The sequence below is a fragment of the Polymorphobacter multimanifer genome (assembly GCF_014205635.1).
GTDB classification, from domain to species: domain Bacteria; phylum Pseudomonadota; class Alphaproteobacteria; order Sphingomonadales; family Sphingomonadaceae; genus Sandarakinorhabdus; species Sandarakinorhabdus multimanifer.
Window position 1 is genome coordinate 38,027 of sequence record NZ_JACIIV010000014.1, and the last position, 26,524, is coordinate 64,550.

The 26,524-nt window shown below is 68.8% G+C and carries 14 protein-coding genes and 1 tRNA gene; 6 read left to right on the plus strand and 9 right to left on the minus strand.

Annotated elements, in window-relative coordinates; all coding sequences use genetic code 11:
* Positions 1–5: 5 nt before the first annotated feature.
* Positions 6–419, minus strand: coding sequence for a VOC family protein (locus FHS79_RS10655; RefSeq protein WP_184199485.1), 414 nt, complete (start codon positions 417–419; stop codon positions 6–8).
* Positions 420–472: 53 nt separating this feature from the next.
* Between FHS79_RS10655 and FHS79_RS10660 the strand changes: the two genes are divergently transcribed.
* Entirely contained in the window at positions 473–949 is a 477-nt protein-coding gene (locus FHS79_RS10660) for a MarR family winged helix-turn-helix transcriptional regulator (RefSeq protein WP_184199487.1), read from the plus strand.
* A 93-nt stretch (positions 950–1,042) separates the two neighbouring features.
* Here the strand turns inward: FHS79_RS10660 and lepA are convergent, their stop codons facing one another.
* Positions 1,043–2,851: a translation elongation factor 4 gene (lepA, locus tag FHS79_RS10665; RefSeq protein ID WP_184199489.1), complete on the minus strand. Its 1,809-nt coding sequence runs from the start codon at positions 2,849–2,851 to the stop codon at positions 1,043–1,045.
* Positions 2,852–3,171: 320 nt separating this feature from the next.
* Between lepA and FHS79_RS10670 the strand changes: the two genes are divergently transcribed.
* The 3 genes from FHS79_RS10670 (at position 3,172) to FHS79_RS10680 (ending at position 6,049) form a co-directional block, all read left to right on the plus strand.
* Positions 3,172–4,470, plus strand: a complete 1,299-nt coding sequence (locus FHS79_RS10670) for an FAD-dependent oxidoreductase (protein WP_184199491.1) — start codon at positions 3,172–3,174, stop codon at positions 4,468–4,470.
* 61 nt (positions 4,471–4,531) lie between these two features.
* Positions 4,532–4,608, plus strand: a tRNA-Pro gene (locus tag FHS79_RS10675).
* A 130-nt stretch (positions 4,609–4,738) separates the two neighbouring features.
* Positions 4,739–6,049 carry an MFS transporter gene (locus tag FHS79_RS10680; protein ID WP_184199493.1) on the plus strand — a complete coding sequence of 437 codons (1,311 nt, stop codon included), beginning with the start codon at positions 4,739–4,741 and terminating at the stop codon, positions 6,047–6,049.
* Here FHS79_RS10680 and FHS79_RS10685 read toward each other — a convergent pair.
* The 6 genes from FHS79_RS10685 to FHS79_RS10710 form a co-directional block, all read right to left on the minus strand.
* Positions 6,022–7,575, minus strand: a complete 1,554-nt coding sequence (locus tag FHS79_RS10685; RefSeq protein ID WP_184199495.1) for a bifunctional GNAT family N-acetyltransferase/carbon-nitrogen hydrolase family protein — start codon at positions 7,573–7,575, stop codon at positions 6,022–6,024. The genes FHS79_RS10680 and FHS79_RS10685 overlap by 28 nt on opposite strands.
* A 112-nt stretch (positions 7,576–7,687) precedes the next feature.
* Entirely contained in the window at positions 7,688–10,981 is a 3,294-nt protein-coding gene (locus FHS79_RS10690; protein ID WP_184199498.1) for a phospholipase D-like domain-containing protein, read from the minus strand.
* Between the two features lie 10 nt (positions 10,982–10,991).
* Positions 10,992–14,156 carry a hypothetical protein gene (locus FHS79_RS10695; RefSeq protein WP_184199501.1) on the minus strand — a complete coding sequence of 1,055 codons (3,165 nt, stop codon included), beginning with the start codon at positions 14,154–14,156 and terminating at the stop codon, positions 10,992–10,994.
* Positions 14,153–21,577, minus strand: coding sequence for a hypothetical protein (locus FHS79_RS10700; RefSeq protein ID WP_184199504.1), 7,425 nt, complete (start codon positions 21,575–21,577; stop codon positions 14,153–14,155). The genes FHS79_RS10695 and FHS79_RS10700 overlap by 4 nt, the downstream gene beginning before the upstream one ends.
* Positions 21,578–21,661: 84 nt before the next feature.
* A complete protein-coding gene (locus FHS79_RS10705; RefSeq protein ID WP_184199506.1) occupies positions 21,662–22,255 on the minus strand; it encodes a cell wall hydrolase in 594 nt (197 codons plus the stop codon).
* A gap of 10 nt (positions 22,256–22,265) precedes the next feature.
* On the minus strand, positions 22,266–22,421 hold the full coding sequence (locus FHS79_RS10710; RefSeq protein ID WP_184199508.1) for a hypothetical protein: 156 nt from the start codon (positions 22,419–22,421) through the stop codon (positions 22,266–22,268).
* A 132-nt stretch (positions 22,422–22,553) separates the two neighbouring features.
* On the opposite strand from FHS79_RS10710, the gene FHS79_RS10715 reads away from it, so the two are divergent.
* Both FHS79_RS10715 and FHS79_RS10720 read left to right on the plus strand, forming a co-directional pair.
* Entirely contained in the window at positions 22,554–22,871 is a 318-nt protein-coding gene (locus FHS79_RS10715) for a C40 family peptidase (protein ID WP_184199510.1), read from the plus strand.
* A 27-nt stretch (positions 22,872–22,898) separates the two neighbouring features.
* Complete coding sequence (locus FHS79_RS10720; RefSeq protein WP_184199512.1) at positions 22,899–23,051, plus strand: hypothetical protein; 153 nt, start codon at positions 22,899–22,901, stop codon at positions 23,049–23,051.
* Here the strand turns inward: FHS79_RS10720 and FHS79_RS10725 are convergent.
* On the minus strand, positions 23,048–26,500 hold the full coding sequence (locus FHS79_RS10725) for a pyruvate carboxylase (protein ID WP_184199514.1): 3,453 nt from the start codon (positions 26,498–26,500) through the stop codon (positions 23,048–23,050). The genes FHS79_RS10720 and FHS79_RS10725 overlap by 4 nt on opposite strands.
* Positions 26,501–26,524 lie beyond the last annotated feature (24 nt).

The window sequence follows — 26,524 nt, forward strand, 5'->3', positions numbered from 1 at the left end:
TTTCGTCAGGCCTGGCCGGGTTGCAGCACGGCCCAGTGGAGGCCGAACGGATCCTGCAGCATCCCCCAGTCATCGCCCCAGAACTGGTGCTGAAAGGGTTCGAGGACGGTACAGCCGGCGGCGACCGCCCGGTCCCACCAGCGTTGGCCGTCTTCCACCACCAGTTGCAGATGGCCGAAACCGGTCTCGATGCTCTTGCCCGGGCTGCCGTCCGGGTTGGTGCCGCCATGATCGGTCATCATCAGCGCGCCGCCGTTGATGAAGACCTGGGCGTGCATGATGCCGGGGGTGTCGTCGGGGTGGGGGGTTTGTTCGACCATGTCGGCGGCGAAGGCGGCGATGTAGAAATCACAGGCTTCGCGGGTGCGGCCTGCCATGGCGAGATAGGGGATGACGCCCTGGAAGCTGGGAGTGGCCATCGAATTCTCCATTGCTCGTTGCATGCTCTAGTATAGTTTGATATCAAACTAATATGGTGAGTTCAACCCCCGAGCTTCTGACACCCGACCTTCTGCCACTCGAGACGGTTCATCATGTTCGCGACACCTGCCTGTGCCTGGCGACGCAGCGGGCGGCGCGGCGGCTGGCGCGGCATTTCGACAATGCGCTGCGGCGGTTCGACCTGACCAACAACCAGTTCTCACTGCTGGTGTCGATCAACCGGCCGGTGCCGCCGGCGATCGGCCAGCTGGCGCCGTTCCTGGCGATGAGCGCTTCGACGCTGACTGCCGCAGTGAAGCCGCTGGCGCGGCGCGGGCTGGTGATGATCGAGCCCGATGCCGAGGACCGCCGGTCGAAGCGGTTGCGGATCACGCCGGTGGGGGTGGCGCTGATGCGCGAGGCGGTGCTGGTGTGGCGCAGCGCGCATGCGGACTATGAGCGGGGGCTGGCGGACGGCGCGGCGGACGCGTTGCGCGCGGCGCTGGCGGGGGTGGAGCCTGAAGGCTGATGGATGAGCAACCGCCGATGCCCAAGCCGTCGGAGGATCTGGCCCTCACCGTCCCGCGCGCCCCTCCCTCTTCCGCGTTGCGGGAGAGGGGTTTTAGTTGGCGTCGCCCATCCGGAGGGCAGCGATGAAGGCCTCCTGGGGGATGTCGACGTTGCCATATTGGCGCATGCGCTTCTTGCCCTCTTTCTGCTTGTCGAGGAGCTTGCGCTTGCGGCTGGCGTCGCCGCCGTAGCATTTGGCAGTGACGTCCTTGCGGAGTGCTGCGATGGTTTCGCGGGCGATGACTTTTCCGCCGATCGCGGCCTGGATGGGGATCTTGAAGAGGTGGCGGGGGATGAGATCCTTCATTCGCTCGCACATGTGGCGGCCGCGGGCTTCGGCGGCACCGCGGTGGACGATCATGCTGAGCGCGTCGACGGGCTCGGCGTTGACCATGATCGACATTTTCACCAGATCGCCCTCGCGGTGCCCGATCTGGTGGTAATCGAAGCTGGCATAGCCACGGCTGATCGACTTCAGCCGGTCGTAGAAATCGAAGACGACTTCGTTCAAGGGCAGCTCATAGGTGAGCTGGGCGCGGCCGCCGACATAGGTGAGGTTCTTCTGGATGCCGCGACGGTCCTGGCAGAGCTTGAGGATGGAGCCGAGATGCTCGTCGGGGACGTAGATGACGGCTTCGATCCAGGGCTCCTCGATGAGCTCGATGGTGCTCGGATCGGGCATGTCGGCGGGGTTGTGGAGCTCGAGCAGTTTGCCGTCGCGGAGCAGCATCTTGTAGACGACCGACGGGGCGGTGGTGATGAGATCGAGGTCGTATTCGCGGGTGAGCCGCTCCTGGATGATTTCGAGGTGGAGGAGGCCGAGGAAACCGCAGCGGAAGCCGAAGCCAAGGGCGGCGCTGCTTTCGGTTTCGAACGAGAAGCTGGCGTCGTTGAGGCGGAGCTTGCCGAGGCTGTCCCGCAACTTCTCGAAATCGGCGGCGTCGGTTGGGAAAAGGCCGCAGAACACCACCGGCTGCACGGTCTTGAAGCCGGGGAGCGGTTCGTTGGTGCGGCGGCGGACATCGGTGATGGTGTCGCCGACGTTGGTCTGCGCGACTTCCTTGATCTGCGCGGTGATGAAGCCGATTTCGCCGGGGCCGAGGGCATCGAGATATTCGAGCTTGGGGCGGAAGCAGCCGACACGGTCCACGAGATGCGTGGTGCCGGCGGCCATCATGACGATCTGCTGGCCCTTCTTGAGGACGCCGTCCATCACGCGGACGAGGATCACGACGCCGAGATAGGGATCGTACCAGCTGTCCACGAGCATCGCCTTGAGCGGTGCTTCGATGCTGCCCTTTGGCGGAGGGATATCGCGGACGATGGCTTCAAGGACATCCTCGATGCCGATTCCCGATTTGGCCGAGGTCATCACCGCATTTTCGGTGCTGAGGCCGATGACGTCCTCGATCTCCTTGCAGACGCGCTCGGGCTCGGCGGCGGGGAGATCGATCTTGTTGATGATCGGGATGATGACATGATCATGCTCGATCGACTGGTAGACATTGGCCAGCGTCTGCGCCTCGACGCCCTGTGCCGCATCGACGACGAGGAGGGCACCTTCGCAGGCGGCCAATGAGCGGCTGACTTCATAGGCGAAATCGACATGGCCGGGTGTGTCCATCAGGTTGAGGACATAGGACTTGCCGTCTTTCGCGGTGTAGTTGAGGCGCACGGTCTGCGCCTTGATGGTGATGCCGCGCTCCTTCTCGATGTCCATGTTGTCGAGCACCTGCTCGGACATTTCGCGCGCGGTGAGGCCGCCAGTGGTCTGGATCAGCCGGTCGGCGAGAGTGGACTTCCCATGGTCGATATGGGCGATAATCGAGAAGTTGCGGATGGTTTCGAGCGCTGCGGTCATGCGCCTGCTCTAGCAGGGTGGCGGATTGGCGCAATGCGGCGGGTTTGCGGGGAAGAAGGCTGTATCGAGTTCCAGCAGCTCGGCTCCGCAAGGTTGAGCCTCCGGCGGCTGGGGCCGCGGGCCCCAGACCCCGAAATTGTTTAGCGCCAAGGCTGTTTGCCGCTGATTTTGGCGAGATCGAAACATATGGGGTCTGGGGCCCGCGGCCCCAGCCGCCGGAGGCCATTGATAGCTTGATTGTCCATATCCCCAAGCCGTGCTTGCTTGACCGGGCGTTGCCGGCACGCTTTACGCGGCAGCACTTTCCATTGGAGGCCGCATTGTCTTTGAAGATCGCCATCATCGGGGCCGGGCCGGCCGGCTTCTACACGGCCGAAGCGGCGCTGAAGCATTGGGGCGGGGCGGCGGAGGTGGACATCATCGACCGGCTGCCGACGCCCTATGGGCTGATCCGCGCCGGGGTGGCACCCGACCACCAGTCGATCAAGGCGGTGACCAAGCGCTATGACGGCACGGCGGGAGGCCAAGGGGTGCGCTTCATCGGCAATGTCGAGGTGGGGCGCGATGTGAGCATCGACGAGCTTCGCGGGCTTTATGATGCGGTGGTGCTGTCCTTGGGTGCGCCGCTCGACAAGCCGATCGGGATTCCGGGGGATGATCTGCCGGGCGTGATCGGCTCGGCGGCGTTCGTGGGCTGGTACAATGGGCACCCGGATTTTGCGGGGCTGGAGGTGCCGCTGGGGCATCACGGCGTGGCGGTGATCGGCAACGGCAATGTGGCGATCGATTGCGCGCGGGTGCTGGCGAAGACGCCGGCGGAGCTCGCGACATCGGATATCGCCCAGCATGCGCTGATGGCACTGGAAGGGTCCGGGGTGCGCGATGTGCATATCGTCGGGCGCCGCGGGCCGCACCAGGCGAGCTTCACCACCAAGGAGGCGGGTGAGCTGGGGCATCTGGAGCGGGCACAGCCGCTGCTGCGCGCCGGTGACTTGCCGCCACTGGAGGAGGATGCCGCACTTGAGCCGGGGCATCGCAAGATGGTGACGCATCTGCGTGGGTTTGCGGCGGCCGAGCGGTCGGACAAGCCGGTGACGATCCATTTCGAGTTCTTTCGGCGGCCGGTTGCGGTGGAGGGGCATGACAAGGCGGAACGGCTGATCGTGGAGACGACGCGGCTGGAGGACGGGCGCGCAGTCGGCACCGGCGAGCTGCATGCGATTCCGTGCGGGCTGGTGATCGCGGCGATCGGCTATCGGACACCGCCGCTGGCGGGGGTGCCGTTTTCTGAACAGCTGGGGCGCTTCGAGAGCGATGCGGCGGGGCGGATCGGGGCGGGGCTTTATGCCAGCGGCTGGGCGCGGCGCGGGCCTTCGGGAACGATCGGCACCAATCGCCCCGACGGGTTCTCGGTGGTGGAGGCGATGGTGGCGGATGGGCTGGCGGGTGGCGCTGCCGGGGGTGCGGGGCTCGATGCGCTGCTCGCCTCACGCGGCGTGCGGGCGACGGGCTTTGCCGATTGGCAGGCGCTCGATGCCGCCGAAGTGGCGCGGGCGCGGCCGGGGGCGCCGCGCGAGAAGATCGTCGATATGGCGGAGATGCTGGCGCTGCTGGGGTGAGGGCAAACTGTGTGGTTGCGCGGGCCGGGCGGTGTGGCTATAGCGCCGGTTCCGCTGGCGTCGGGGCGTAGCTCAGCCTGGTAGAGCGCTGCCTTCGGGAGGCAGAGGCCGGAGGTTCGAATCCTCTCGCCCCGACCATGCGATGACGGAGGTAGCGAACCTCCGTCCTCTGCTGTTTTTTGCTTTGGGGGGCCGGAGGTTCGAATCCTCTCGCCCCGACCATGCGGATCGGTTGACGGGTTTGCAGCGATAGCCCAAGCCGGTCCCGATGGATTTGAACAGACGACCGCGGCGCTTGCCGGTGCTGGCAGAGCGGCGGCGGTGGCGCAGCCTGACGCTGTTCGCGCTGTATTTCGCGCAAGGGGTGCCCGAGGGGCTGCTCTATGTGGCGGTGCCGGCGTGGCTGGCGACCAATGGCGCGTCGGCGGCCGAGATCGGCAGCTTCATCGGGATCATCCTGCTGCCGTGGAGCTTCAAGATGCTCAACGGCGTGCTGATGGACCGCTTCCAGTTTCCGGCGATGGGGCGGCGGCGGCCGTGGATCATCGGGGCGCAGCTGGTGCTGGTGGGGGCGATGGTGGCGATGAGCCTCCAGGCGCCGCAGCCGGGCGACCTGTTTCTGCTCAGCCTGAGCGGCTTCCTCATCAACATGGCGGCGGCTTTCCAGGACGTGGCGATCGACGGGATGGCGATCGATATCGTGCCGGAGGATGAACGCGGCACCGCCAATGGACTTATGTGGGGCGGCAAGACGCTGGGGATTGCCGGCTCTGCCATCATCTGCGGCGCGCTGATTGCCGACTGGGGCTTTGCCGCGGCGGTGCTGGCGCCGGCGGCGACGATTGCGGCCATTTTGCTGCTCCCGCTGCTGCTGCGCGAGCGTGCCGGCGAGCGGTTGCTGCCATGGACGCCGGGGGATGCCGATGGGGCAGTGCCGGCGCCGCCGCGGTTGTGGCGGCTGCTGGCGACGCTGGCCGGGGTGATGGTGCGGCCGGCCAATGTGTTGCTGGCGCTGGGGATTTTCGTGGCGTTTGCGGCCTATGGGCTGAAGACGGCGCTGGTGCCGGTTTTTGCGGTGCAGCAACTGGGCTGGGACCAGCAGGGCTTCACGCGGCTTGCGGGCGGGGCGGACATTGCCGGCGGACTTTTCGGTATTGCGGCTTCAGGCTGGATTGCGGACCGGCTGGGGTATGGCCGGGCGGTGGTGGTGTCCTTGCTGCTGCTGGCGGCGCTGCATGGCGGCATGGCGCTGGCCGGGCCGCTTTGGCCGCAGCCGCTGCTATTCGGCGGCTATTTCGTGGTGCATGCGCTGCTGTTCGTGCTGCTTTCGGTGTCGGTTTATGCGCGCGCCATGGCGGCGTGTGACCGGCTGGTGGCGGCGACGCAATTTTCCGCCTTCATGGCGATGCTCAACCTGGGCACGTCGTTCGGGGCGCAGCAGCTGGGGCTGGTGCAGGGCGCGCATGGCAGCAGCGGCGTGTTTGCCGCTGCTGCCGGGCTGTGCCTGGCGGCGATCCTGCTGTTCTGGGCGAGCGGCCGTGCCCTTGCAGCTCAGGGGTTGAGCCACTCGATCCGGTAGAGATCGAAGCGCCGGTCGCGCAGGTTGCGAACCGAGCCTTGCGCGCGTGCCCAGTTGAGATCGGCGAGGTTGACGTCGGCGACGGTGACGGTCTCCACATTCTCGCTCGCTTCGGCGGCGATGCCGTCGCGGGCGAAGGGGAAATCGCACGGGGTGAGGATGCACGACTGGGCGTACTGGATGTCCATGTTCTCAACGCCGGGCAGGTTGCCGACGTTGCCCGACATGACCACGAAGCACTGGTTTTCGATGGCGCGGGCCTGGCTGCAATAGCGCACGCGGAGATAGCCTTGGCGGCTATCGGTGCAGAAGGGGACGAACAGCAGGCGGGCGCCCTGGTCGACAAGGCGGCGGGCGACTTCGGGGAACTCGCTGTCGTAGCAGATCATCACGCCGATCGGGCCGCAGTCGGTGTCGATCGTCTCGATGCTGTCCCCGCCCTTGATGTTCCACCAATAGCGTTCGTTGGGGGTGGGGTGGATCTTTTCCTGGCTGTGGACCGAGCCATCGCGGAGGAAGACATAGGCGACATTGTGGATATCGCCATCGACGCGGGTGGGGTGCGAGCCGCCGATGATGTTGATGTTGTAGCTGATCGCCAGCTTCTGGAAGGTTTCGATGATCTGCGGGGTGAAGGCGGTGAGCGCCTCGATCGATTCCTCGGGGTTGAGCTTGCGGTCCATCATCGAGAGCAGCTGCAGCGTGAACAGCTCGGGGAAGACGACGAAATCGGCGCGGTAATCGGCGGTGACATCGACGAAATATTCGATGTTGCTGGCAAATTCCTCATAGGATTTGACCGCACGCATCTGCAGCTGGACGGTTGCGATGCGCACCGCTTCGGAATCGGCGCGGAGCAGTCGCTTGGGCTGCGGCTCCTGGGCGGCATTGGGATTGCGCCAGACCATCTTGGCGGCAAAGCCGAGCGATTGCTTGTCGGAGCTGAGGTAATTGTCGAATATCCCCATCGGCTCGAAGCCCGAGCGCAGCTGGAAGGATGCGACCTGATCGTGCACCTTTCGCGCCTGGATCGCCTCCAGATAGGCGTGGGGGGTTTCGAAGCTCTTGCGGCGCTTGGCATAGCCGGGGAGGCGGCCGCCGAAGACGATGCCCTTGAGTTCGAGATGCTCGCACAGCCGGCGGCGGGCATCGTAAAGGCGCTGGCCGATGCGCAGGCGGCGGAAGGCGGGATCGACGCAGACGTCCATGCCATAGAGCCAGTCGCCATCGGGATCGTGGCGCGAGCCATAGCCGCTGCCGGTGATCTCCAGCCAGCTGTGCGGCGCGAAGCCGGTTGTTTCATCGATGATGAAGGTGGCGCAATAGCCGACGATGACGCCATCATATTCGGCGATGATCTTGCCTTCGGGAAAGGTGCTGATCTGGCCCTGGATCATGCCCAGCGTGTAGCCGCCCACATCGGTGTAGGAGCGATCGACAAGGGCGAGAATGTCCTTGGCGTCTCGCAAGGTGGCGTTGCGCAGCGTCAGGCGCGCGCCGACTTTGGCCTTGGTTTCGTTGCTCAAGAAAGGGCCTTTCGATGGTCTGCCGCGAGGGGGCGCTGGTTTTGCGGGCGGTGTAGAGGCTTGGGGCAGGCGGCGCAAATCGGGCGCTGCGGCCCTGGCCCCGGTCTGCCGGTCAATTGAGGTGGCTGGCGGCGAAAAGCGCTTGCAGGCGGGCGGCGAGATCCACGGGATTGGGGGGCTGCGAGCCGTCGCGCGTCCAGAAGCTGCGATCGCCGGCCGTGACGGGGATCTTTTCCTCGGGCAGCTTGGCGTCGCTGACGCGGTTGCTGCCGCGCAGCTGGAGGTCGGTCAGGGCGCGGACGAGGGCTGGTCCTTCGTCGGGCACCAGCCGGGCTTCGAGGCCGAGCCGGGCGCCGATGAGGATGCGGCGCACGCGGCGCAGCGTCTCGCTGCGCCCGGCACTTGCCTGTTCGTCGAACAGCGCGACCGCCAGGCTGCGATCGAAGCTGAGGCCGCGGCGGCTGAGATCGCCCGAGCCGATGAGTCCCCAGGCGTCGTCGACGAGCACGACGCTGCTGGCGAGGCGCGGGGTGCGGCCGATGCCGGCGCTGGGGCAGAACACCGCGAAGCGCTCGCCGCCGGCAGCGCGCAGCGCAGCGATGGCGGTGTGCAGGCCATGGGCGCGGACGCGGACGAGATCGGCGGGGGCGCCGGTGAAGGGCTGGATGGGCACACAGAGCACGACATGGAGGGCGGGTTGCGCCTGCAGGCGATCGACCAGCGCCTGCACCGGGTTGCGCTCGTCGTCGCTGCTGCCGGCGGTTTCCAGATCGAGCCAGGGGGTTTCGATATAGACGAGATCCTCGGCGCGGGCGAAGGCGGCGGACAGGGCGATGGCGGCTTCCTGCAGGCCGCGGCCGGCGGCGAGGGCGCGGCGCGCCATGGCGCGCTGGCGGGCGGCGGCATCGTTGCTGCCGGGGGCGGGCACGGTGATGTTCGGATGATCGGCATACCATTGCCTCTGGGCGGCCTCGTCGCCATCGAACGGATAGGGGTGGCTGGCATCATCGACATGGGCGGCGATTCCGGGCTCGCCCTCGGCGCCGGCGGCTTCGGTGCGGAGCGCTGCCACCCAGAGTGCTGCACCCGCCGGATCGGGAGGCACGCTGGCGGCGCGTTCCGTGGCGGCGGCGACGAGCGCCGGGGTGTCGGCATCGACGCCGGCGGCGAGCGCCTCGGCGATGAGCAGGGCGGCCGGGCCGGCAATGTCGGCGCCGACCCCGATATGCTCGGCGGCGGCGGGGGCGCCGGGGTGGCCGAGCTGCACCGGGCCGATCTCGTGGAGGCGGGCGAGCGCCGAGGGTGGCACCAGCACGGCACGGGCCGATGTTGCATCGAAGCCGGCGGCGGCGCTGACGAGCATGCGCTGGCTGGGCAGCGGCATGCCAGCGCCGCCGGCGCGGAAGCTCCCATTCCGGGCCAGCTCGGTGGCGGTGGCGCCGGTGGCGGTGAAGATGGCGGGGGCGGCACCGCGCGGCTCGGCACGGAAGGCGGGGACGCTGAGTTCCACCCGGTCGCCGGCGGCAAGAGCTGCCCCCACCGAGCCGGTGGCGGCGGGGGCGGTGCCCGGCGTGATGAGCGCGGCAGCGCTGCCATCGTCATGGACGAGCGTGACGCCGGGAAGAAGCCCGGCGGCCTCGGCAGCGGCGCTTGTGTCGAACCTGTCCTGCTCGCAGGCGATGATGGCGCCGCCGGCATTGCTCCAGTCGGTAGTGGACGCGGTGCTGGCGAGCGGCCGCTCGAAGCGGAACTCGCCATAGAGGCGCGAGCCTCCGGCATGGGCGAGGAGCGCCACGCCGCCGAGCAGGGCGGCAGTGTTGGCGCCGGGGGCGAGCTGGACAACGAGACTGGCGGTGCCATCGGCGCGCACCCGGCCGGTGCCGCCATCGGCGGCGCGGCGGCGACCGCTGTCGAGATCGACCGCGTTGGGCCAGATGCGGAGCATGGCGCCGGCCAGGGCGGCATCGAAGCTGAAGGTCATCAGCACGCGCTGGCTGCTGACGGCATCGCCGCCGGAGCCACCGCCGCCGAGCGCCTGCACGACCGGAGTGGGGAGCGCATCGGGCAAGGTGGCGCTGACCTCCTCCATCGGCGCGAAGGGGCCGAAATCCCGATCGAGCTGCGGGGCGACGAGGGTGACGGGGAGGGCGGTTTCGAGCAGCGTGACGAGTGCTGCGGCGGCGAGATCGAGGCTGGGGGCGACGGCCTGGGGTGCAGCATCGCCGCGCAGTGCCCGGGCAACGTTAATGCGGCTGGCGGCCTGGTTCTGGATGGCGGCGCGGCGGTTGGCGCCGGCGCTGGGGGTAGTGCCGGCGGCGATGCGCGGCTGGCCGGTGAGATGCGCCTCGACATCGACGAGCAGCACGCGTGCTGCATCGCGCTCGAGGCCGGTGGCGAGCGCGCCGGAGGGCCAGAGCGACAGGGTGGTGGCCGCCGCAGCCGCGGGCAGCAGCACGGCGCGCGGCAGCGGCGCGTCATCGGGATCGGGGGCGGCGGAAAAGCCGATGGTGATGGCATTGGCGTCCGAGGCGGCGCGGACGACATCGGTGGCCGCACCACCGACATTGCCGACCTCGGTGCGCGCCAGCAGGGCAGCAGGCACCGGGCCCTGGTGGGCGCCGACCAGCGCCACGGTGCGCGCGGCATCGACCGGGCAGGTGCGCTCGGTGACGCGCGGCGCCCAGAGATTGTCGAACTGGTCGGTGGCGAGCCAGGCGAGCCACGCGGCGACTGCGCCGGGATCGATGGCGCGGCCCAGCGCGTCGAACGCCCAGAGGCGGTGCCGGGCGGCGCTGAGCACCATCAGCTTGTCGCTGCTGCTGATGACCTCGCCGGGGCCGAGCAGGATCGCGGCTGGACGCGCGGCGTTGACGAGCGCCCCCGAGGCACCGCCGAGGCCCATGGCGGCGAGCTTTTTCGCCTCGGTGTCTTCGTCGACGGTGAAGCCGTGCGGCCAGACGGCTTCGAGGGCGGCCATGCTGCTGGCAGTGTCGATGGTGGTGAATTCGGTGGCGAACCAGCGCGGGGCCGGGCGGGTGGCGGCGCCGGGCGGCGACGTGGCGGCGGTGCCATCGGGGGAGGGCAGGAAGGCGAGAAGGGCGGCGAGGCGCACCTCGACTTCGGGGAGCAGGCGAAACAGCCCGACCAGACTATTGTCGGTGAAGGCCGGGGTGCCGGCGGCGGCGCGCAGCGGGGCGAGGGCGGCCGGGCGCGGAGAGGTGGCGAAATGCAACGAGAAGATGCCGCGCGCCGGCGGCAGCCAGTCGGTACCGGTGGAGGGCGAAAAGGCCACCGACAGGTCGGGATCGGGGGCTTGCAGGCGGATATCGTCACGGCTGAACCACGGGCCGAGCGCCGGCGATGCCAGGCCGAGGCCCGAGGGGGCAGGGGTCAGCGCGCGTCCCATCCTCGCCTCCTCATGGCATGATCAGCGCGAGCGAGGGCGCGCTGCTGCGGCCGGCCGGATCGATGACCATCGCCACCAGCCGGGTGCCGGGGGGCAGCACTTCGGCCAGGGTGAAGGCGAAGCGGAAGCCGCCGGCTGGATCGGGCGTGCGGGCGGCATCGGCACCGACGCTCGCGGCGAATTCGAGCGGCGCATCGGGGTGGGCGCGGAAGAGATCGATGCTGTAGCTGCCGAGCGCGCCGCCCTGCAGCGGCTCGGCATGGGCGAAGCTGAGCCGGGTCGTGCCTGGCGCCGCGGCTTCCAGCCGCCCGGCGCCGGGAGGGGCGGGCGGCCCATCGGGGACCAGCGCCAGCGAGACGGCAGCGCTTGCATCGGACCATTCGCCCGCCGTGGTGCCGCCGGGCTCGGGGCCGCCGCGGACCTCGGCCGCCCAGCTGTATCGGCTCCACATCTGCAGCGGCGTGTTGAAGGGTTCGATGCTGCCGCCGGTATCGAAGAAGCTCGGCACTTCCTGCCGCGCTTCGGGGCCGGCGTTGGCGGGGAGCGGCGGCACCGGGCCCTGGTGGACGATGGGCATGCGCAGCGGATCACGGCTTTCGGACGGTGAGCGCCGCAGCCGGAACTCGCGCGCCGCCACGCCGCCCTGCGGCACGCTGATGGCGACGGCGGGGCGAAGCACGCTGCCATCGCGAACCGGGCGGACCACCAGCATCGGCGGGGCGGGCGGGCCGCTGTTGGGGATGGCATAGGGAATGAGGGCGCTGGTGGCGAAATCGGCTTCGACGCCGGCGGTGCTGACGGGGAGAATGCGGTAGAAGAGCAGCACCCGAAGGCTGCCCGAGACTCGATGCTCGAAGGTCGTGCCGGTGAAGCCATCGGGGTTGATGAGGCCGAACTGTCCGCGGCCGAACAGCGCCTTGTGCTTGACGAACAGCGCCGCGCGCGCCGGCGCATCGGCGGCGGCGGCGATCCGCGCCAGCAGGGCGTCATGGCCGCCACGCTTTTCAAGGGTGCGGATGAGGGTGGTCTCGTCGCTCTGGTAGAGGCGGGTGGTGGCCTGGCCGGTGGTCGGCTTCCATGCCAGTGCGATGCGTGACTTGCCGGTGACATCGGGCCGCGAGCCATAGGCGAGGTCTTCCGCGATGGTGAGGCCGAGTGGCGGACGCGGATCGAAGATCCGGCGCTCGGTGGGGGGGCAGGGCTGCGAGAAGCGGTCGGCACTGTCCTTCCAGCGGGCGGTGAGCGTGGTGACGCCTTGCCCGCCGCGCGGCAGCGGCGGACCTTTGCGGCTGAATTCGAGTCTGCTGCTGTTGCCGACAGGCATTGTTTCGGTGGTGCCGTCGAGGGTGAATTCGAGAGTGGTGATGGCGAGGCTGCCGGGGGCGAGCTGGGAAGGGCGGGGCACATCGAGGCGGATGCTCACCTTGCCGGGCAGGCTGCCGACTGGGCCGACGCCGTTGACTGCGGGCTGGGTGTAGAACAGCTCGGGCACCGGGCGCGGCGGCGCGGGGCGCTCGGCAACCGGCGCCTGCGCCTGTCGCCACTCGCTCCAGCGTCCGGCCCAGTCGGACTGGGCGACGCGGTATTGCACGGGATCGGCGGGGGCCATGCGGTCGAAGAGTTCGCCCTGGCCCGGCGCGGCGGCATCGGGCAGCTCGGCGGCGATGAGCGGCATTGCGGTGCCATCGGCGGCCTTTTCGTGCAGGCTCTGCGGGGCGGGGCCGCCCAGGCGGGCGAAGGCGAGCAGGCCGCCGGGCAGCAGGCGGCCGAGCGGCAGCGTGATCTGGCGGGCGGCGGCGGGGGGCACCAGATCGGTGGTCCAGCCGCCCGAGCGCAGCGCGCCGATGACCGGCGGCTGCGGACGTGTCGGCGGCTGGCCGACGAGCATGGGGATGACCGACTGCAGTTGGACGATGTCGCCGATGCCCTTCGGAACTGCTGTCTTGAATGTCGCCTCGAAGGCTTTCAGCGTATCGTCCTTGTTGCCCGCCAGCCGGGCCATGAGCCGGCCACGCAGGCTGCGCTTGGCGTCGGGGCCTTCCCACCAGCCGTCCACCCAATAGACCACCAGCGAGCCTGGGGGCAGGTGCAGGACTTCGAGATCGGTATCGGCAAAGCCGAGCCAGCGTGCCATGCCGGGATCGAGCTGTGCCATCTGGAGGGCCGAGAGCAGGTTGACATCGACACGGCCGACCGGCTGGCCGGTTGCCTCGTCGAAGCTGGGGACCTGCACTTCGAGCGTGCCGGCCGGGGCGGAGAGATCGTTGATGAGGCGTTCGAGGCCTGCGGCGAGCGAGTGGTCGGTGGCGGGGGAGCCGGTGGCGCCTTCCTCGAAGCGTTTCCTGATGCGGTTCAGTTCGCGGGCTGCGCGCGCGGCGCCGTTGGCGGCATAGGCTGGGGCGGTGGCAGGCGTGGCGCCCGGCACATCGGGCATCTGCTCGCGCTGCGGCGCGCCGCTGCCGACGCGGGTTTCGGCATCGGCAAGCGCGGTCGCCGGGGCGGCATAGCGGGCGCCCGGCTTTGCCGGCAGCGACCAGCGGCGCCATTCCTTGGCGTAGAGATTTTCCTTCACCAGCTCGCGCTCCTCGAGCCAGCGCACGCCACGCACCACGCCGCTGCCGGTGAGGCGGATGCGGCGGATGCGGCCGGCGGCCAGCGCATAGGGCGCAGCCGAGCGGCTCTGGGTGATGGCATCGCCGCGGGCAGTCGGCTCGATCTGGGCGACCTGGAGCGTGTTCTTGGTGAGGGTTGCCAACAGTTCGGGGCGGAGGGCGAGGCCGCGATCGAGCATGGGGAGCGCTACGACTGCGCCGGGCAATGTGCGCGCGATGCCGGGCAGCGGCAGGAGTTGCGTGCGGCCGGGGGTGGCATCGACCTCGATCCACAGGCAGCGGCTGCCGGGCGGCAGAATGCCGGTGACGACCATGCCGGCGCGCAGCGTGAACGGCGGGGTGAGCTGTATGCCCTTGTCGGTGCGCCAGACGATATCGGTGCGTGCGTTGGCGGCGAGCTGGCGTGGATCGATGACGGTCTTGCGGAGCACCAGCGGGGCGATGGGCAGGCCGAGGGCGGGGTGCGGAATGAGGCGGAGGTGCCCGCCGGGGGCGAGGTGGGGATCCGCCTTGTCGTGGATGGCGATGCCGCCAAGCAGCGTGGTGGAAGCGAGCGCCTTCATGCGAGCCCCTGTTGCAAGGCGAGCCGCGGTGCCCTGCCGATGGCCTTGAGCGCGAAGGACGAGGCCGTGCCATCGTCGAAATCGATGCGGATGGCTTGCCCGGCGGCGGCAGCGATGGGGGCGGCTGCCATCCAGATTGCCCTGGTGGTGGCGGCATTGCGGACGATGCGTTGCAGCGCGGGGCCTTGCACCCATTCACGAGCGGTGGTGCCGGTGGCGGGATCGCGGCGCGAGCGGACCTGGCCGAGCGAAATGCGCCGGATCGCCATGCGACCCTGGCGGTCCATGGGTTCGTCGGTCTCCAGCATCACGCCGTGGAGGCGGAAGACGCCGCCGCCGAAATGCCACAGCGCGACGGCGCGCGGAGCGGGGGGCAGCGGCCAGGGATCGAGCCCCAGCGCGCGCAGCCGGGTTTCGAAGCTGGCATCGTCGGCGCTTGCACTCGTTGGCGCGGTGTCGGGCTGGACCATGGCATCGAAGGGCAGGCGCGGATCGACGGCAAGGTCGTCGACCGCGAAATCCATGGCGGAGAGCATGTCCGCCGGGCCGCGGTAGCGCGAGGTGCGGAAGTTGGTGCGGGCGATCACCACGGCGTCCTCGTCCGGGCTCGCGAGCGGCGGGGCGGTGAACATAAGATCATAGGCGGCATCGGGGGCCATGTCGGCCTGGATGAGCAGCGTGCGGCCGCCCAGCGCCGGCGGCTTGAGGCAGGGGGCGACTTGGGCGGCGTTCACGAAGCGCCGGTCCGCGGTCTGCATCCGGTCGGTGTCGAGCCGGGCGACCGACAGGGATATGGCGAGATCGGGCGGGCGCAGCGAGGGGCCGCTGCCGTTCGGCGCGGCGAGGCTGGAGGCGGGCGGATCGGTGCGCCGCAGCTTGAGCCGGAGGGCGCGGCCATAGCGGGCCAGCATCGGCTCGACATGATCGACGCGCAGGAACACGCGCAGCCGATCATCGAGGAAGTGCGGCGCACCGGTGCCATCGGGGGCGAAGCCGATGATGTGGCGGGAAAGGGCGCGCGGATCGAAGACATTCTCCTTGCGCACATCGATCGGCAGCGCGGCGACGGGCGGTAGCGCGAGGTGGGCGGTGCTGAAGCGGTGGACGACATCCAGAAAGGCCGTCCATCGCAGGCCATCGCCCAGCGGCGGCGGGAGGGTGCCTGGAGGGGCATCGCGGTCCCGCCGCCAGCCGGTCCATTCGACGCCGACGACGATCTCGTATTCGGTGCCGGCGTCGAGCAGGTTGGGCCGTTCGCTGCTCGTCTCGGGGTCGGCCTTGTCGGTGAGGGCGGCGGCGGTGTCGGTGCGCGCTGCGGCATCGGCCTGCTGCAGCATCTGGCTCTGCCAATCGGTGCCGCACAGTGCCAGCACCGACACATCGCCGTGCGGCCAGGCCGCCACCTCGAAGCGCGCGACCGCCACGCCCGGATCGGCTTCGATGCGCAACAGCGAGCAGCGGGGCCAGCGTTCGCCGGGCTCCGGATGCGGCTCGGCCTTGATGGCGAGCCGCACGGGCTTGCCATCGGCAGTCCAGCCGCGCACCGGCGGTGTCGTGCTGCCGGCGTGATCGGTATCCCTCGATGCCTTGAGCAGTTCCGCAACCAGCAGCTCGGCGGCGATGTCTTCGTCGCTGCCCTCCGCGCCAAGGCACAGGCGGAGCAGCGAGCCGCCGGATTTGCGCGAAATACCGCGCGAATTGGGCGCGGCCCCGCCGACGAAATGCACCCAGGCGATGTCCTTGGCCTCGATCAGCAGCTCATGCGGCTTTTCCGCTGTGGCACTGCCCTGCACCAGGCCGATGCGGCGGTTGTTGGCATCATGTGCCATCATCGTCACCGGTCCACCCTCGGCAAAGGCGACTTCGGCGAGCACCCTGTCGACGGGCTTGAGGAAGCGCGCGATCATGCCCTTGCTCCCGAACCACAGCTCGGCCGCGCCATCGCCTTCCCTGGGGAAATGGTCCACGATCGGCGAGGTGGCGGCCACGTCCGGCGATTTCCATTCATAGCGGGTATCGCCGCGCCGCAACTGGCCGTCGGGCACCTTGTCACCGGGCTTGAGATCGCTGAAATCGTCGCAGCGAGATTGCTGGGTGGCGAGCCCCGCTTCGGCACACACGCGCAAGGTCAACACCGCGCCGAACAGCGCCGTCGTCGGCAGGATGCTGGCGCCGAGGCTGGAGACGAGCTGCTGGCCATTGCTGATCCGCGCCAGCCGGTAGCCGGCGGTGAGGCCGCGCGGGCCACCGGGAAGGTCGATCGCAGTGGCGAGAGGGCGCGCTCCGCCGGGCTCGATTTCCCAGCCCGCCATCGACACCGCGGCCATGGCATCGGCGATCGAGGAGGCGCCCGGCATGGCCTCGGTGATGTGCGCGGCAAAGCGTGTGCCCGCGTCGCCGACGAGCCGCGTGCGCCCGAAGCCATCGCGGCTTGCACGGTCTGCGCGAACACAGCCACGGGTGGCGCCGGGCGCCGCTTTGCACAGCGCCTCGATCGTGTTCACCGGATCGGCCGAGGTGCTCTCGCCGCCGCCGATCATCGAACGGCTCCAGGGGGCGGGGTGCCAGCTGAGCAGGGCAAGCTGCCGGCCTTCCTGCTCCGACGGGGCGGGATCATCGGGCAGCAGCACGCCGCCGCGGTGGGTGGGCCACCACCACACGCTTTCGAGCGGCCCGGCGAGGGCGGCACCGCCACGCCGGCGCAGGACAAGCTTCTTCAGGCGGAAGGCGTATTTGAGCTCGGTGCTCCCGCTCCAGGCGACGCCGGGCAGCTCGGCAGGATCGGGCGCGAAGGCCGATCCCTGCAGGGCATTGGCGATGGGCTGGGCAAAGCCGAGCACCGGTACAGTGTCCGGCCAGACGATGTTTCCGAGATCGGGTTGCTGCGCTTCGCCCGGCTTGTAGGCGCGGCCGGTGATGCTGCCGTCGCGCGCGGTGAGATCGACCTGGGTGAGCGGATGGTCGGGCACGGGAATGCCGGGATCGTCGCCGCTGCCGAAGCGGACGTCCACACAGCCTTCGTAGGAGACGAGGAAGAGATCGACCTTGCCGCAGAATTTGCCGGTGAAGCTCTGCGACTGCTCGGTGATGAGCGCCTTGACCTCGCCGCGCACCGACAGCGACACCACGAACAGCCGCAGCTCGCCCTCGACGAACAGCCCGGCGACGATGGTGAGCGGCTTGGTGCCCATGCCGGCGAGCAGCTTGGCGGAGACGCGCAGCACGATCGGCCTGGCACCCCATTGCATCGTCCAGCCAGCCCCGAAACCGATCGAGAAGCCGCGCAGGTCGAAATCATCGATGCCGCCCAGATCGAGCAGCTCGCGCGCCTCGACCATGAGGAAGGCCCAGACCTTGATGTCGAGCGTATCGGGCAGCAGCGTGAGCGACACCGGCTCGCCGAGGCGACCGCCATGGCCATCGGAGCCGATGCGGAGGAAGGCGGCATCGTTGTTGCCGGGCAGCGGGAAATAGGCGCCGAAAGGCACGGCGAGGCGCAGCACCTTGGGGACGAGGTATTCGCCCTTGACCGCCACCACCACGGCACGTGGGCTGATGGCGATCATGCCCAGGATCCTGAGGCTGGTGGCGGCGGCGGGCTTTTGTGCGGCAGGCAGCTTGGGCCGCTGGAACAGGCTGACATCGACGCTGAGAACGACATCGGGATCGGGGAAGCCGATCGACAGCATGCCGAGCGCGTTGAAGGTGAAGCCGGTGTCGGGCATCGTGCCGACGCTGACGCCGAGGCCGAGCGCCCATTGGCCCGCCTCCGCCGTGTACTTGTCCTGCCCCGGCAGCTCGTACCAGCCGAGCTCGCGCAGGACAGGGTCGGCTGCGACTGCTGCAAGGGTCGGGCTCGTGAAATCGCGCTTGCCGTTGGTGACGAAGCGGCCGATGAAACCGTAGATGGCGAGCCCCGACTGGGCGAGCGGGATGCCGACGGGGAGCATGACGCCGACTTCCAGCGCGAAGAAGTTTTTTGGCGGATCGAAGGCGAGACTGGCCATGGCGGCGGCGCCGATGGGGATGAGATCGGCCTCGACCCCGGCCCGGATCTCGCCGCCGGCGCCGAGCGACACGCTGCCGCTGCCGGCGATGACGCCGGGCACATCGATGGCCGCCGAAAAGCCGCGGAACTCGAGGCCGAGGCCGCCTTCGCTCATGGTGGCGCGCAGCGTGCAGCCGGTGATCTTGACCACGCCGAGATCGAGCGCGAAGACGAGGTCGAGCTCGATCCAGGTGCTGCCCGAGCCGGCGCGGCTGCCGGCCACCCGGATGAGCTCGCCAAGCGGGCCATTGATGACCCATTGACCGGGATCGGCGATATCGAAGCTGGCGTTGTCGTAGACGATCGACACGGCATCGAAGCCGGACTTGCTGCTGTCGACGGCAAAGCCGACGTTGCGGTAGCGGATGCTGATCGGGCTTTCGGCGGTGATGGTGATGCCGAAGGCGGAGAATTCGAAGCCGATCGACACGGTGTAATCGAACACCACCCTGAAGCCCGCACCTTCGAGTGTGGAGATGGCCTGCTGGCGGGTTTCGATCTTGATGCCATTGAGCACCACCTTGCCATCGCGCCCATAGACGGCGGCAAAGGCGATGGCGCCGACGAGCGCGCCGGCGCGGACCCCACCTTCGGCGACATCGGTGCTCTGGATGCCGGCGAGCAGGGCCGGGCCGAGGCCGAGCGCCATGGCGGCGGCGTTCATCGCTGCGTCGTCGCCCTTCAGGTCGGCGAGGCCATCGGGGGTGCCGCTGGCGCTGATCGAGAGGCTGAACTGGGTGGCGGTCGAGCGGGGATCATAGGTCCAGCCGCCGATGAAGGTGAAGATCTTGGGGCCATGGGTGGCGCGCGGCTCGGGGGTGACCTGGCCGCCGGTGCCGGGGACATTCTGGGCGGCGGCGGGCCAGGCGATGGTGATCTCCGCCTGGGTGGGGATGGCATCGGCAAGCTCGGCGACGCTTGGACTGTCCCAGCGGATGACGAGACGGACGCGGTAGGGGGTCGAGCTGCGGGTCGAGGCGGGCAGGGCGAGATCGGCGGGCAGGGCACCGGGGACGAGGACGCGGCGAAAGCCCGTGCCGGCGGCGATGGTGCCGCCGGGGTTTGGCTCCGCATGGGGGCCCCAGTCGATGGCGTGGATATCGACGCGGCGGTAGCGCGGGCGGTTGTGCGCTTCGGGGTCCCGGCTGCTGAAGCCGCCGTTGTTGCGGATCTTGAAGAGCCAGCCATCATGGTCGGGCGCCGTTGCCGTGTCGGTGTCGGGGGATGGCACCCGGCTTGCCTTCATGTCCGACGGGATGATCGGGGAGTCCGCCTCATGCTGGCCGTTGAGGTGGCCCTGCATCTTGAGCCCGATATGCGGCTCACCCCATTGGAAGCGTTCACCGCGCGAGATGCTGAAGGCGAGATCGCCGCCGAGAAGCTCCCAGCCCTTGAGGGCGCGGCGCCCCGACAGGTTGGCGTTCAGGCTTTCGTCACCGAGGTCGCAGGTGCGGCCGACGACGAGGAAGGCGATGTTGCGGTGCTGGCCGCGGTTGAACCGGTCCCGCCAGCGGTGGAGCAACTGGGTGGAAAAGGGCACGGCAAGGCTGTTGTCGCGCGATCCATCGGCGATGAAGTGGGTGGGCTCGGTCTCGTTGAAGCCCATCAGCACCTGCACATGGCGGGTGACGGGCTGCGCGCTGATGTCCCCGGCGCCGATGAGCACTGCGGCGAGCGTTTCCGAGGGCACCGCCAGGGTGGTGCCGTTGAGGGTTGCCGGTGCATCTGCCGGCCGCTTGTCGCCCGTGCTGTGAAACGCCGCCAGCTTGTAGCTGGCCTCGACGCTGCGCACCCCCACCGGGCCATTGGCATCGAAGACGCCGGTGAGGCAGCCGATGAGCGCCGGGGCGCCCGGGATGATCTCGATCTCGACCTGGCGGTTCGGCAGCGGTGTCTTGTCCTGGAAGCCGCGCAGGGCGAGGATTCTGATGCCGGGCGGGCCGCGGAAATCGGGGCGGGTGTCGGTGCTGGTGTGCGGCTCGGCATCGAGCCAGGGGCCATAGAGCCAGCGCCATTCCGCCGGCGGGTTGACCGGGTCCATGTGGACGAAGAAGCGGGCACCGGCGAGCGCTGCGGCATCGCCCGAGAGGCTGACGACATCCTGGTGGATGCGGCCGCCGAAATCGAGGTCGATCCTGGGGGTGGCCTGCAGCCCGGCGGCCTTGAAGCGGATGAAGACGGGGGGCGATTCGAGCGTTTCGCCGTCGAGCGTCTCGAGGCCGGTCATCTCGACCTGGTCTTGCGGCTTGACGCGAAACCGGCCCGATTGCAGCCCTTCCACGCTGCTGCCGTCGGGGAGTTTCCAGCGAAAGCTGAAGGTCCGCGGGTCACCCTGTGGGGGCGGGTTGAGGATGCCGGTGATCGAGACTTCCACCTCATCGGTGCCATCGGCGACCAGGCTGACTTCATGGACGCGCTTCTTCGCGTCTCCGATCTGCGTGAGCTGGCTGAGGGGACGATCGTTGAAGACATCGGTGCCGGCGGTGCGCACATCGTGCTGCGTGATGTTGATGGCAGAGGGTGCGACCGGGGTGATGCCGAAGTCGACGCGCACCTCCCCCTGCAGGCCGAGCGGGCTGCCGAGCAGGACATCGCGGACACCGGTGCTGACATCGCCGAGCAGCGGGGCATTGCGCGGCATGAACAGCGTGGCCTCGCGAATTGCGATGCCGCGCCACTCGGGGCCCTGTCCACGCGCCTCGATTTCGGCGGGGGTGAATGTCTCGCTGTCATCGTAGAGCAGGCGGTCGACGGTCATGCCGAAATCGCTGCCGCCGAAGAAGAAGTGCGGGGGCTCGAAGCCGAGGGTGGCGACGGCCCCGGTGGGGGCGTCGGGATCGAGCGGATCGGGCGGGGCCACGAAGCGCAGGCTGGGCGCACCGCCGCCCGGCGCACTGCTGATCCTCAACGTGGCCGAGCCGATGATGCGCACCGGCTTTTCGAACAGGGGCTGGCCTTCGATGGGTGCCACCAGATGCGCTGCGGTGACGCCCGCGGAGGGGACGAGGATGGCGGGGCGCAGGCCGGGCACCTCGATCGAAACCCGGTCGAGGGTCAGATCGAGCTGGAAACCATCGGCGGCGGGCTCGAGATCGGTGCCATCGGCCAAGGCGAGGCGCTTGCGCACCAGCTGGAAGGGCACGCCGAGATTGAGCAACGGCAGCGTGATCGGCCAATCGAGCGACGAGCGGAACAGGGTTTCGCCGAGCGATTTGACGGTGCCCGAATAGATGAAAGCATCTGCGCTGGTGGTGGTGACCAGATCGACGATGGCAAGGCGGGCGAGTTCGGCGCGCAGGTCAGGCGGGATGAGGGCTGTCGAGCCGGGGGGAAGCCCCAGCAGATCGACAATCGAAAGCCCCCGCGCTGGCATCCTGCCCCCCCAAGAGCCTCCGAACACTGCGACTCGGACGCTAACATGGGACGGGTTATCGAAACCTTAATGTTCGCCGACAGGTCAGCGGTAGAAGATATGATCCTGCAGCTGGACGAGGCGCTCGCGGGTGCGGAAGAAGCTGTCCGGACGGACGTAAGTGGCATGGAAGAACATGGCACCCTTGCTGGTGTCTTCGGCTTCGCCGGTGAGGGCTGCGCGGGCGACGTCCTGGGCCTTGGTCCACATCGGGGTGTCGCGGCGGGGATTGTAGGTAGCGAGCTTGAAGAACTGGCCGGGTTGGTTGGCGACGTCGCAGACCTTGGAGGGGAAGCGGCCCGAACGGATGCGGTTGAGCACGACATGGGCGACTGCCAGCATGCCGGCGCGGGGCTGGTTGCCGGCTTCACGGTGCACCACCTTGGTCATGCATTCGAGCTCGGTGGCGTCGACGGCGGCGGTTTCCGTGGGAGCCGGAGGGGGTGTTTCTGGCGTTGTTTCGGGGATCGTCCGGGGGTCTTCGAGGGTCACCGACGGGATCTCGGCGGTCAGTTCCGGCAGCTGCGTGGGCAGGATGGCGCTCGGCTCAGCCATCGCGGTCTGCGACAGCGACAGCATGGCGGCGGCGCTCGTGACCAGGATGGCGGCAGCAGCGGCGGAACGGGCAATCAGGGTCATTCATCATTCTTCAGGGGCGCAGCCGGGGCAGACGATCGGGAAACGCGGAACAGACGATCGGTGCGACGGCGACGACTTGGTGTGCCAATGGGGTTTCGCGCTCTGCAAATCCCACCAACTCACCCGGTGATGACGGCGCGATGAACCTCCCGGCGCTGCTGTTCAACGACGAAACGATGAATGGTGGCTGGCGTGCGGCAAGGTGAATGACGGAACTGGGAACCATCCAAATTATATCGCTGTCCTACAGATAACCATATCGGTTATATCGCCGCTCATTCGGGATGGGAGCGGTGGCATGGGCGAAGTGGCGTGGATGGTGGAAGCGCGCGCGGCGCTGGGGGTGCGCGAGGTGCCCGGGGTGGGCAATGCGGCGGCGATCATGGGTTGGGCGCGCGCACTGGGGCTGGCGTATGGCGGCGACTCGACGCCTTGGTGCGGCCTGTTCGTGGCGCATTGCCTGCGGGTGGCGCTGCCGGAGGAGAAGCTGCCGGCAGCGCCGCTGGTGGCGCGACGCTGGAGCCGATTCGGGGTGGAATGCGACCCGCAGCCGGGTGCTGTGCTGGTGTTCTGGCGGGGCTCGCGCAGCGGCTGGTCGGGGCATGTCGGCTTTTAGGCCGGGGAGGATGATGGCGCGTTTCGGGTGCTGGGCGGCAACCAGGGGGACCGGGTGTCGCTGGCGTGGCTGGGCAAGGAGAGGCTGGTGGCGGCGCGCTGGCCGGTGACCGCGCCGGCGCCGCTGGGGGGTGCGGTGCAGGTGGCGCGGCGGGGCGCGCTCTCGGTGAACGAGGCCTAGGCCGGCCCGAGGATCAGCAGCAGGTCCTTGGCGTCGACGGCCTGGGCGGCGCGCACGGCGAGCTCGGTGATGGTGCCGGCGCGGGGGGCGGTGATGCTGGTCTCCATCTTCATGGCTTCGAGGGTGAGCAGCAAATCGCCGGCCGCCACCTTCTGCCCGGGCTGGACAGCGAGCATGGCGACGACGCCGGGCATGGGAGCAGCGATGTGGCTCTCGTTGGCGGGATCGGCGACGCGGCGCTGGTCGAGCCCGGCGGACGCCCGCCTGTTGGCCACGACGATGATCCGCGGCTGGCCGTTCAGTTCGAAGAACAGCCGCACGCGGCCATCCTCCTCGATGTCGCCGATCGCCTGCAGGCGGATGACGAGCGTCTTGCCTTGCTCGATCTCGACGGCAAGCTCTTCGCCGGGGGCGAGGCCGTAGAAATAGGCGGGCGTGGGCAGGGTGCTCACCGGGCCGAACTGGCGCTCGGATTCGACGAAGGCGGCAAAAACCTTGGCGTACATGAGGTGGCTGGCGAAGCCCTCGTCCGACAGCGGCTGGCCAAGGCGGCTTTCGACTTCGGCGCGCTCGGCGGCAAGATCGACCGGCGCGAGCAGGCTGGCGGGGCGCACGGTGATGGGCTTCACATCGCCGAGCACGCGCTTCTGCAGCGCTGCAGGCCAGCCGCCGGGGGGCTGGCCGAGATCGCCGCGCAGCATCTCCACCACCGAAGCCGGAAAGGCGATATCGCGAGCCGGATCGAGCACCGCTTCGGGGGTGAGGTCCTGCGTCACCATCATCAGCGCCATGTCGCCGACCACCTTGGAGGAGGGGGTGACCTTGACGATATCGCCGAACAGCGCATTGGCCTGGGCATAGGCGGTGGCGACTTCGTGCCAGCGGGTTTCGAGCCCGAGGCTGCGGGCCTGCTCCTTCAGGTTGGTGAACTGGCCGCCGGGCATTTCGTGGAGATAGACTTCGGACGCGCCCGAGCGAAGGTCGCTCTCGAAGGCCAGATATTGCCCGCGCACGGCCTCCATATGGACGCTCAAGGCTCGGATGGCGGCGGCATCAAGGCCGGTGGCCATGGGAGTGTTGGCGACGGCCTGGACGATGGCACCGAGGCACGGCTGCGAGGTGGTGCCCGACATGGCGTCGATCGCGGCATCGACGACATCGATGCCTTCCTCGATCGCGGCGATGAGCGTGGCGGCGGCGGCACCCGAGGTGTCATGGGTGTGCAGCGCAATGGGAAGATCGGTGGCTTCGCGGAGCGCGCGGATGAGGACGCGGGCGGCGGGGGGCTTCAACAGCCCCGCCATGTCCTTGATCGCGAGCATGTGGCAGCCGGCGGCTTCGAGCTCCTTCGCCAGCCGGACGTAATAATCGAGGCTGTATTTGGCGCGGGCGGGATCGAGGATGTCCCCGGTGTAGCAGAGCGCACCCTGCGCCACCTTGCCGGTTTCGACCACGGCATCGATGGCGACGCGCATGTTCTCCACCCAGTTGAGGCAATCGAAGATGCGGAAGATGTCGACGCCGGTGGCGGCCTGCTTGATGAACGCCTGCACGACATTGTCGGGATAGTTGGTGTAGCCCACGCCATTGGCGCCGCGCAGCAGCATCTGGGTGAGGAGGTTGGGGGCGCGGGCGCGGATGGCGTGGAGGCGCTCCCATGGGTCTTCAGCGAGGAAGCGCATTGCCACATCGAAGGTGGCGCCGCCCCAGCATTCGAGGCTCCACAGCCCGCCCAGATGGCTGGCGGCGAAGGCGGCGGGGGCCAGCATGTCGTGGGTGCGCATCCGCGTGGCGAGAAGCGACTGGTGCGCATCGCGCAGGCTGGTGTCGGTGAGCTGGACGTTGGGCTGGGTGCGGAGCCACGCCATCAGCCCGGCGGCGCCCTCGCGCTCCAACCGCTGGCGGCTGCCATCGGGGATGGGGCCGGTAGCGAGCAGGTTCGGCCGCCGTGCATCGGCGGCGGGGCGGGGGCGGTCCTTGACGTCGGGGTGGCCGTTGACGGTGACGTCGGCCAAGTAGCGCAGCAGTTTCGTGGCGCGGTCCTGCCGTGTGTTGGTCGCCATCAGCTCGGGGTGCTGGTCGATGAACTTCGTCGTGTAGCGGTTGGCGGCGAAATCGGGGTGGGTGAGCAGGTTTTCGAGAAAGGCGAGGTTGGTGGCGACGCCGCGGATGCGATATTCGCGCAAGGATCGCACCATGCGGGCGATCACCTCGTCCGAGGTGGGGGCCCAGCAGGTGATCTTTTCGAGCAACGGGTCGTAGTGGCGGGTGACGACGGCGCCCGAATAGGCGGTGCCGCCATCGATGCGCACGCCGTGGCCGAAGGCACCGCGATAGGCAGTGATGCGGCCATAATCGGGGATGAAGTTGTTCTCGGGGTCTTCGGTGGTGATCCGGCATTGCAGCGCGTTGCCGTTGAGGCGGATGTGTTCCTGTGCGGGGATGCCGGTTTCGTCGAGATGGCCCAGCCGGCCGCCTTCGGCGATCCGGATCTGCGCCTTGATGATATCGAGGCCGGTGACTTCCTCGGTGACGGTGTGCTCGACCTGGATGCGCGGGTTGACCTCGATGAAGTGGAAGCTGCCTGTCGTTTCATCGAGCAGGAATTCGACGGTGCCCGCCCCCCGGTAGCTGGTGGCATTGCCGATCTTGAGGGCGGCGTCGCAGAGTTGCCGGCGCAGATCGTCCGACACATAAGGCGCGGGAGCGCGCTCGATGACCTTCTGGTTGCGGCGCTGGATCGAACAATCGCGCTCGAAGAGATGGACAAGGTTGCCATGGGCGTCCCCGAGCAGCTGCACCTCGACATGGCGGGCCTTGCGGATGAGGCGCTCGAGATAGACTTCGTCGCGGCCGAAGGCGGCCTTGGATTCGCGCCTGCCCGCACTCACGGCGTCGATCAGCTCGTCTTCGGACTCGATGGGGCGCATGCCGCGGCCGCCGCCGCCCCAGCTGGCCTTGAGCATGAGCGGATAGCCGATGCCGGCGGCGATGGCCTTGATGGCGTTGGGCTCCAGGGGCAGCGGATCGGAGGCGGGAATGACGGGGACATCGGCGGCGATGGCGAGCTGTCGGGCGGAGACCTTGTCGCCGAGGGCGCGCATCGTTTCCGGCTCGGGGCCGATGAAGATGATGCCGGCCGCAGCACAGGCCTCGGCGAAATCGGGGCTTTCGGAGAGGAAGCCATAGCCGGGGTGGATGGCATCGACACCCGCCTTGCAGGCGATGTCGATGATCGCGGGGATGGCGAGATAGGCGGCGATGGGGCCGGTTGAGGGCGGGAGCTGATAGGCTTCGTCGGCCTTGAAGCGGTGAAGGCCCAGCTTGTCCTCCGCGGCGAAGATGGCGACGGTGCGGATGCCGAGCTCGGTGGCGGCGCGGAAGACGCGGATGGCGATCTCCGACCGGTTGGCGACGAGCAGCTTGCGGATGGGGCGGGTGGTCAGCATGGTGGGACTGTGGCGCGGAAACTC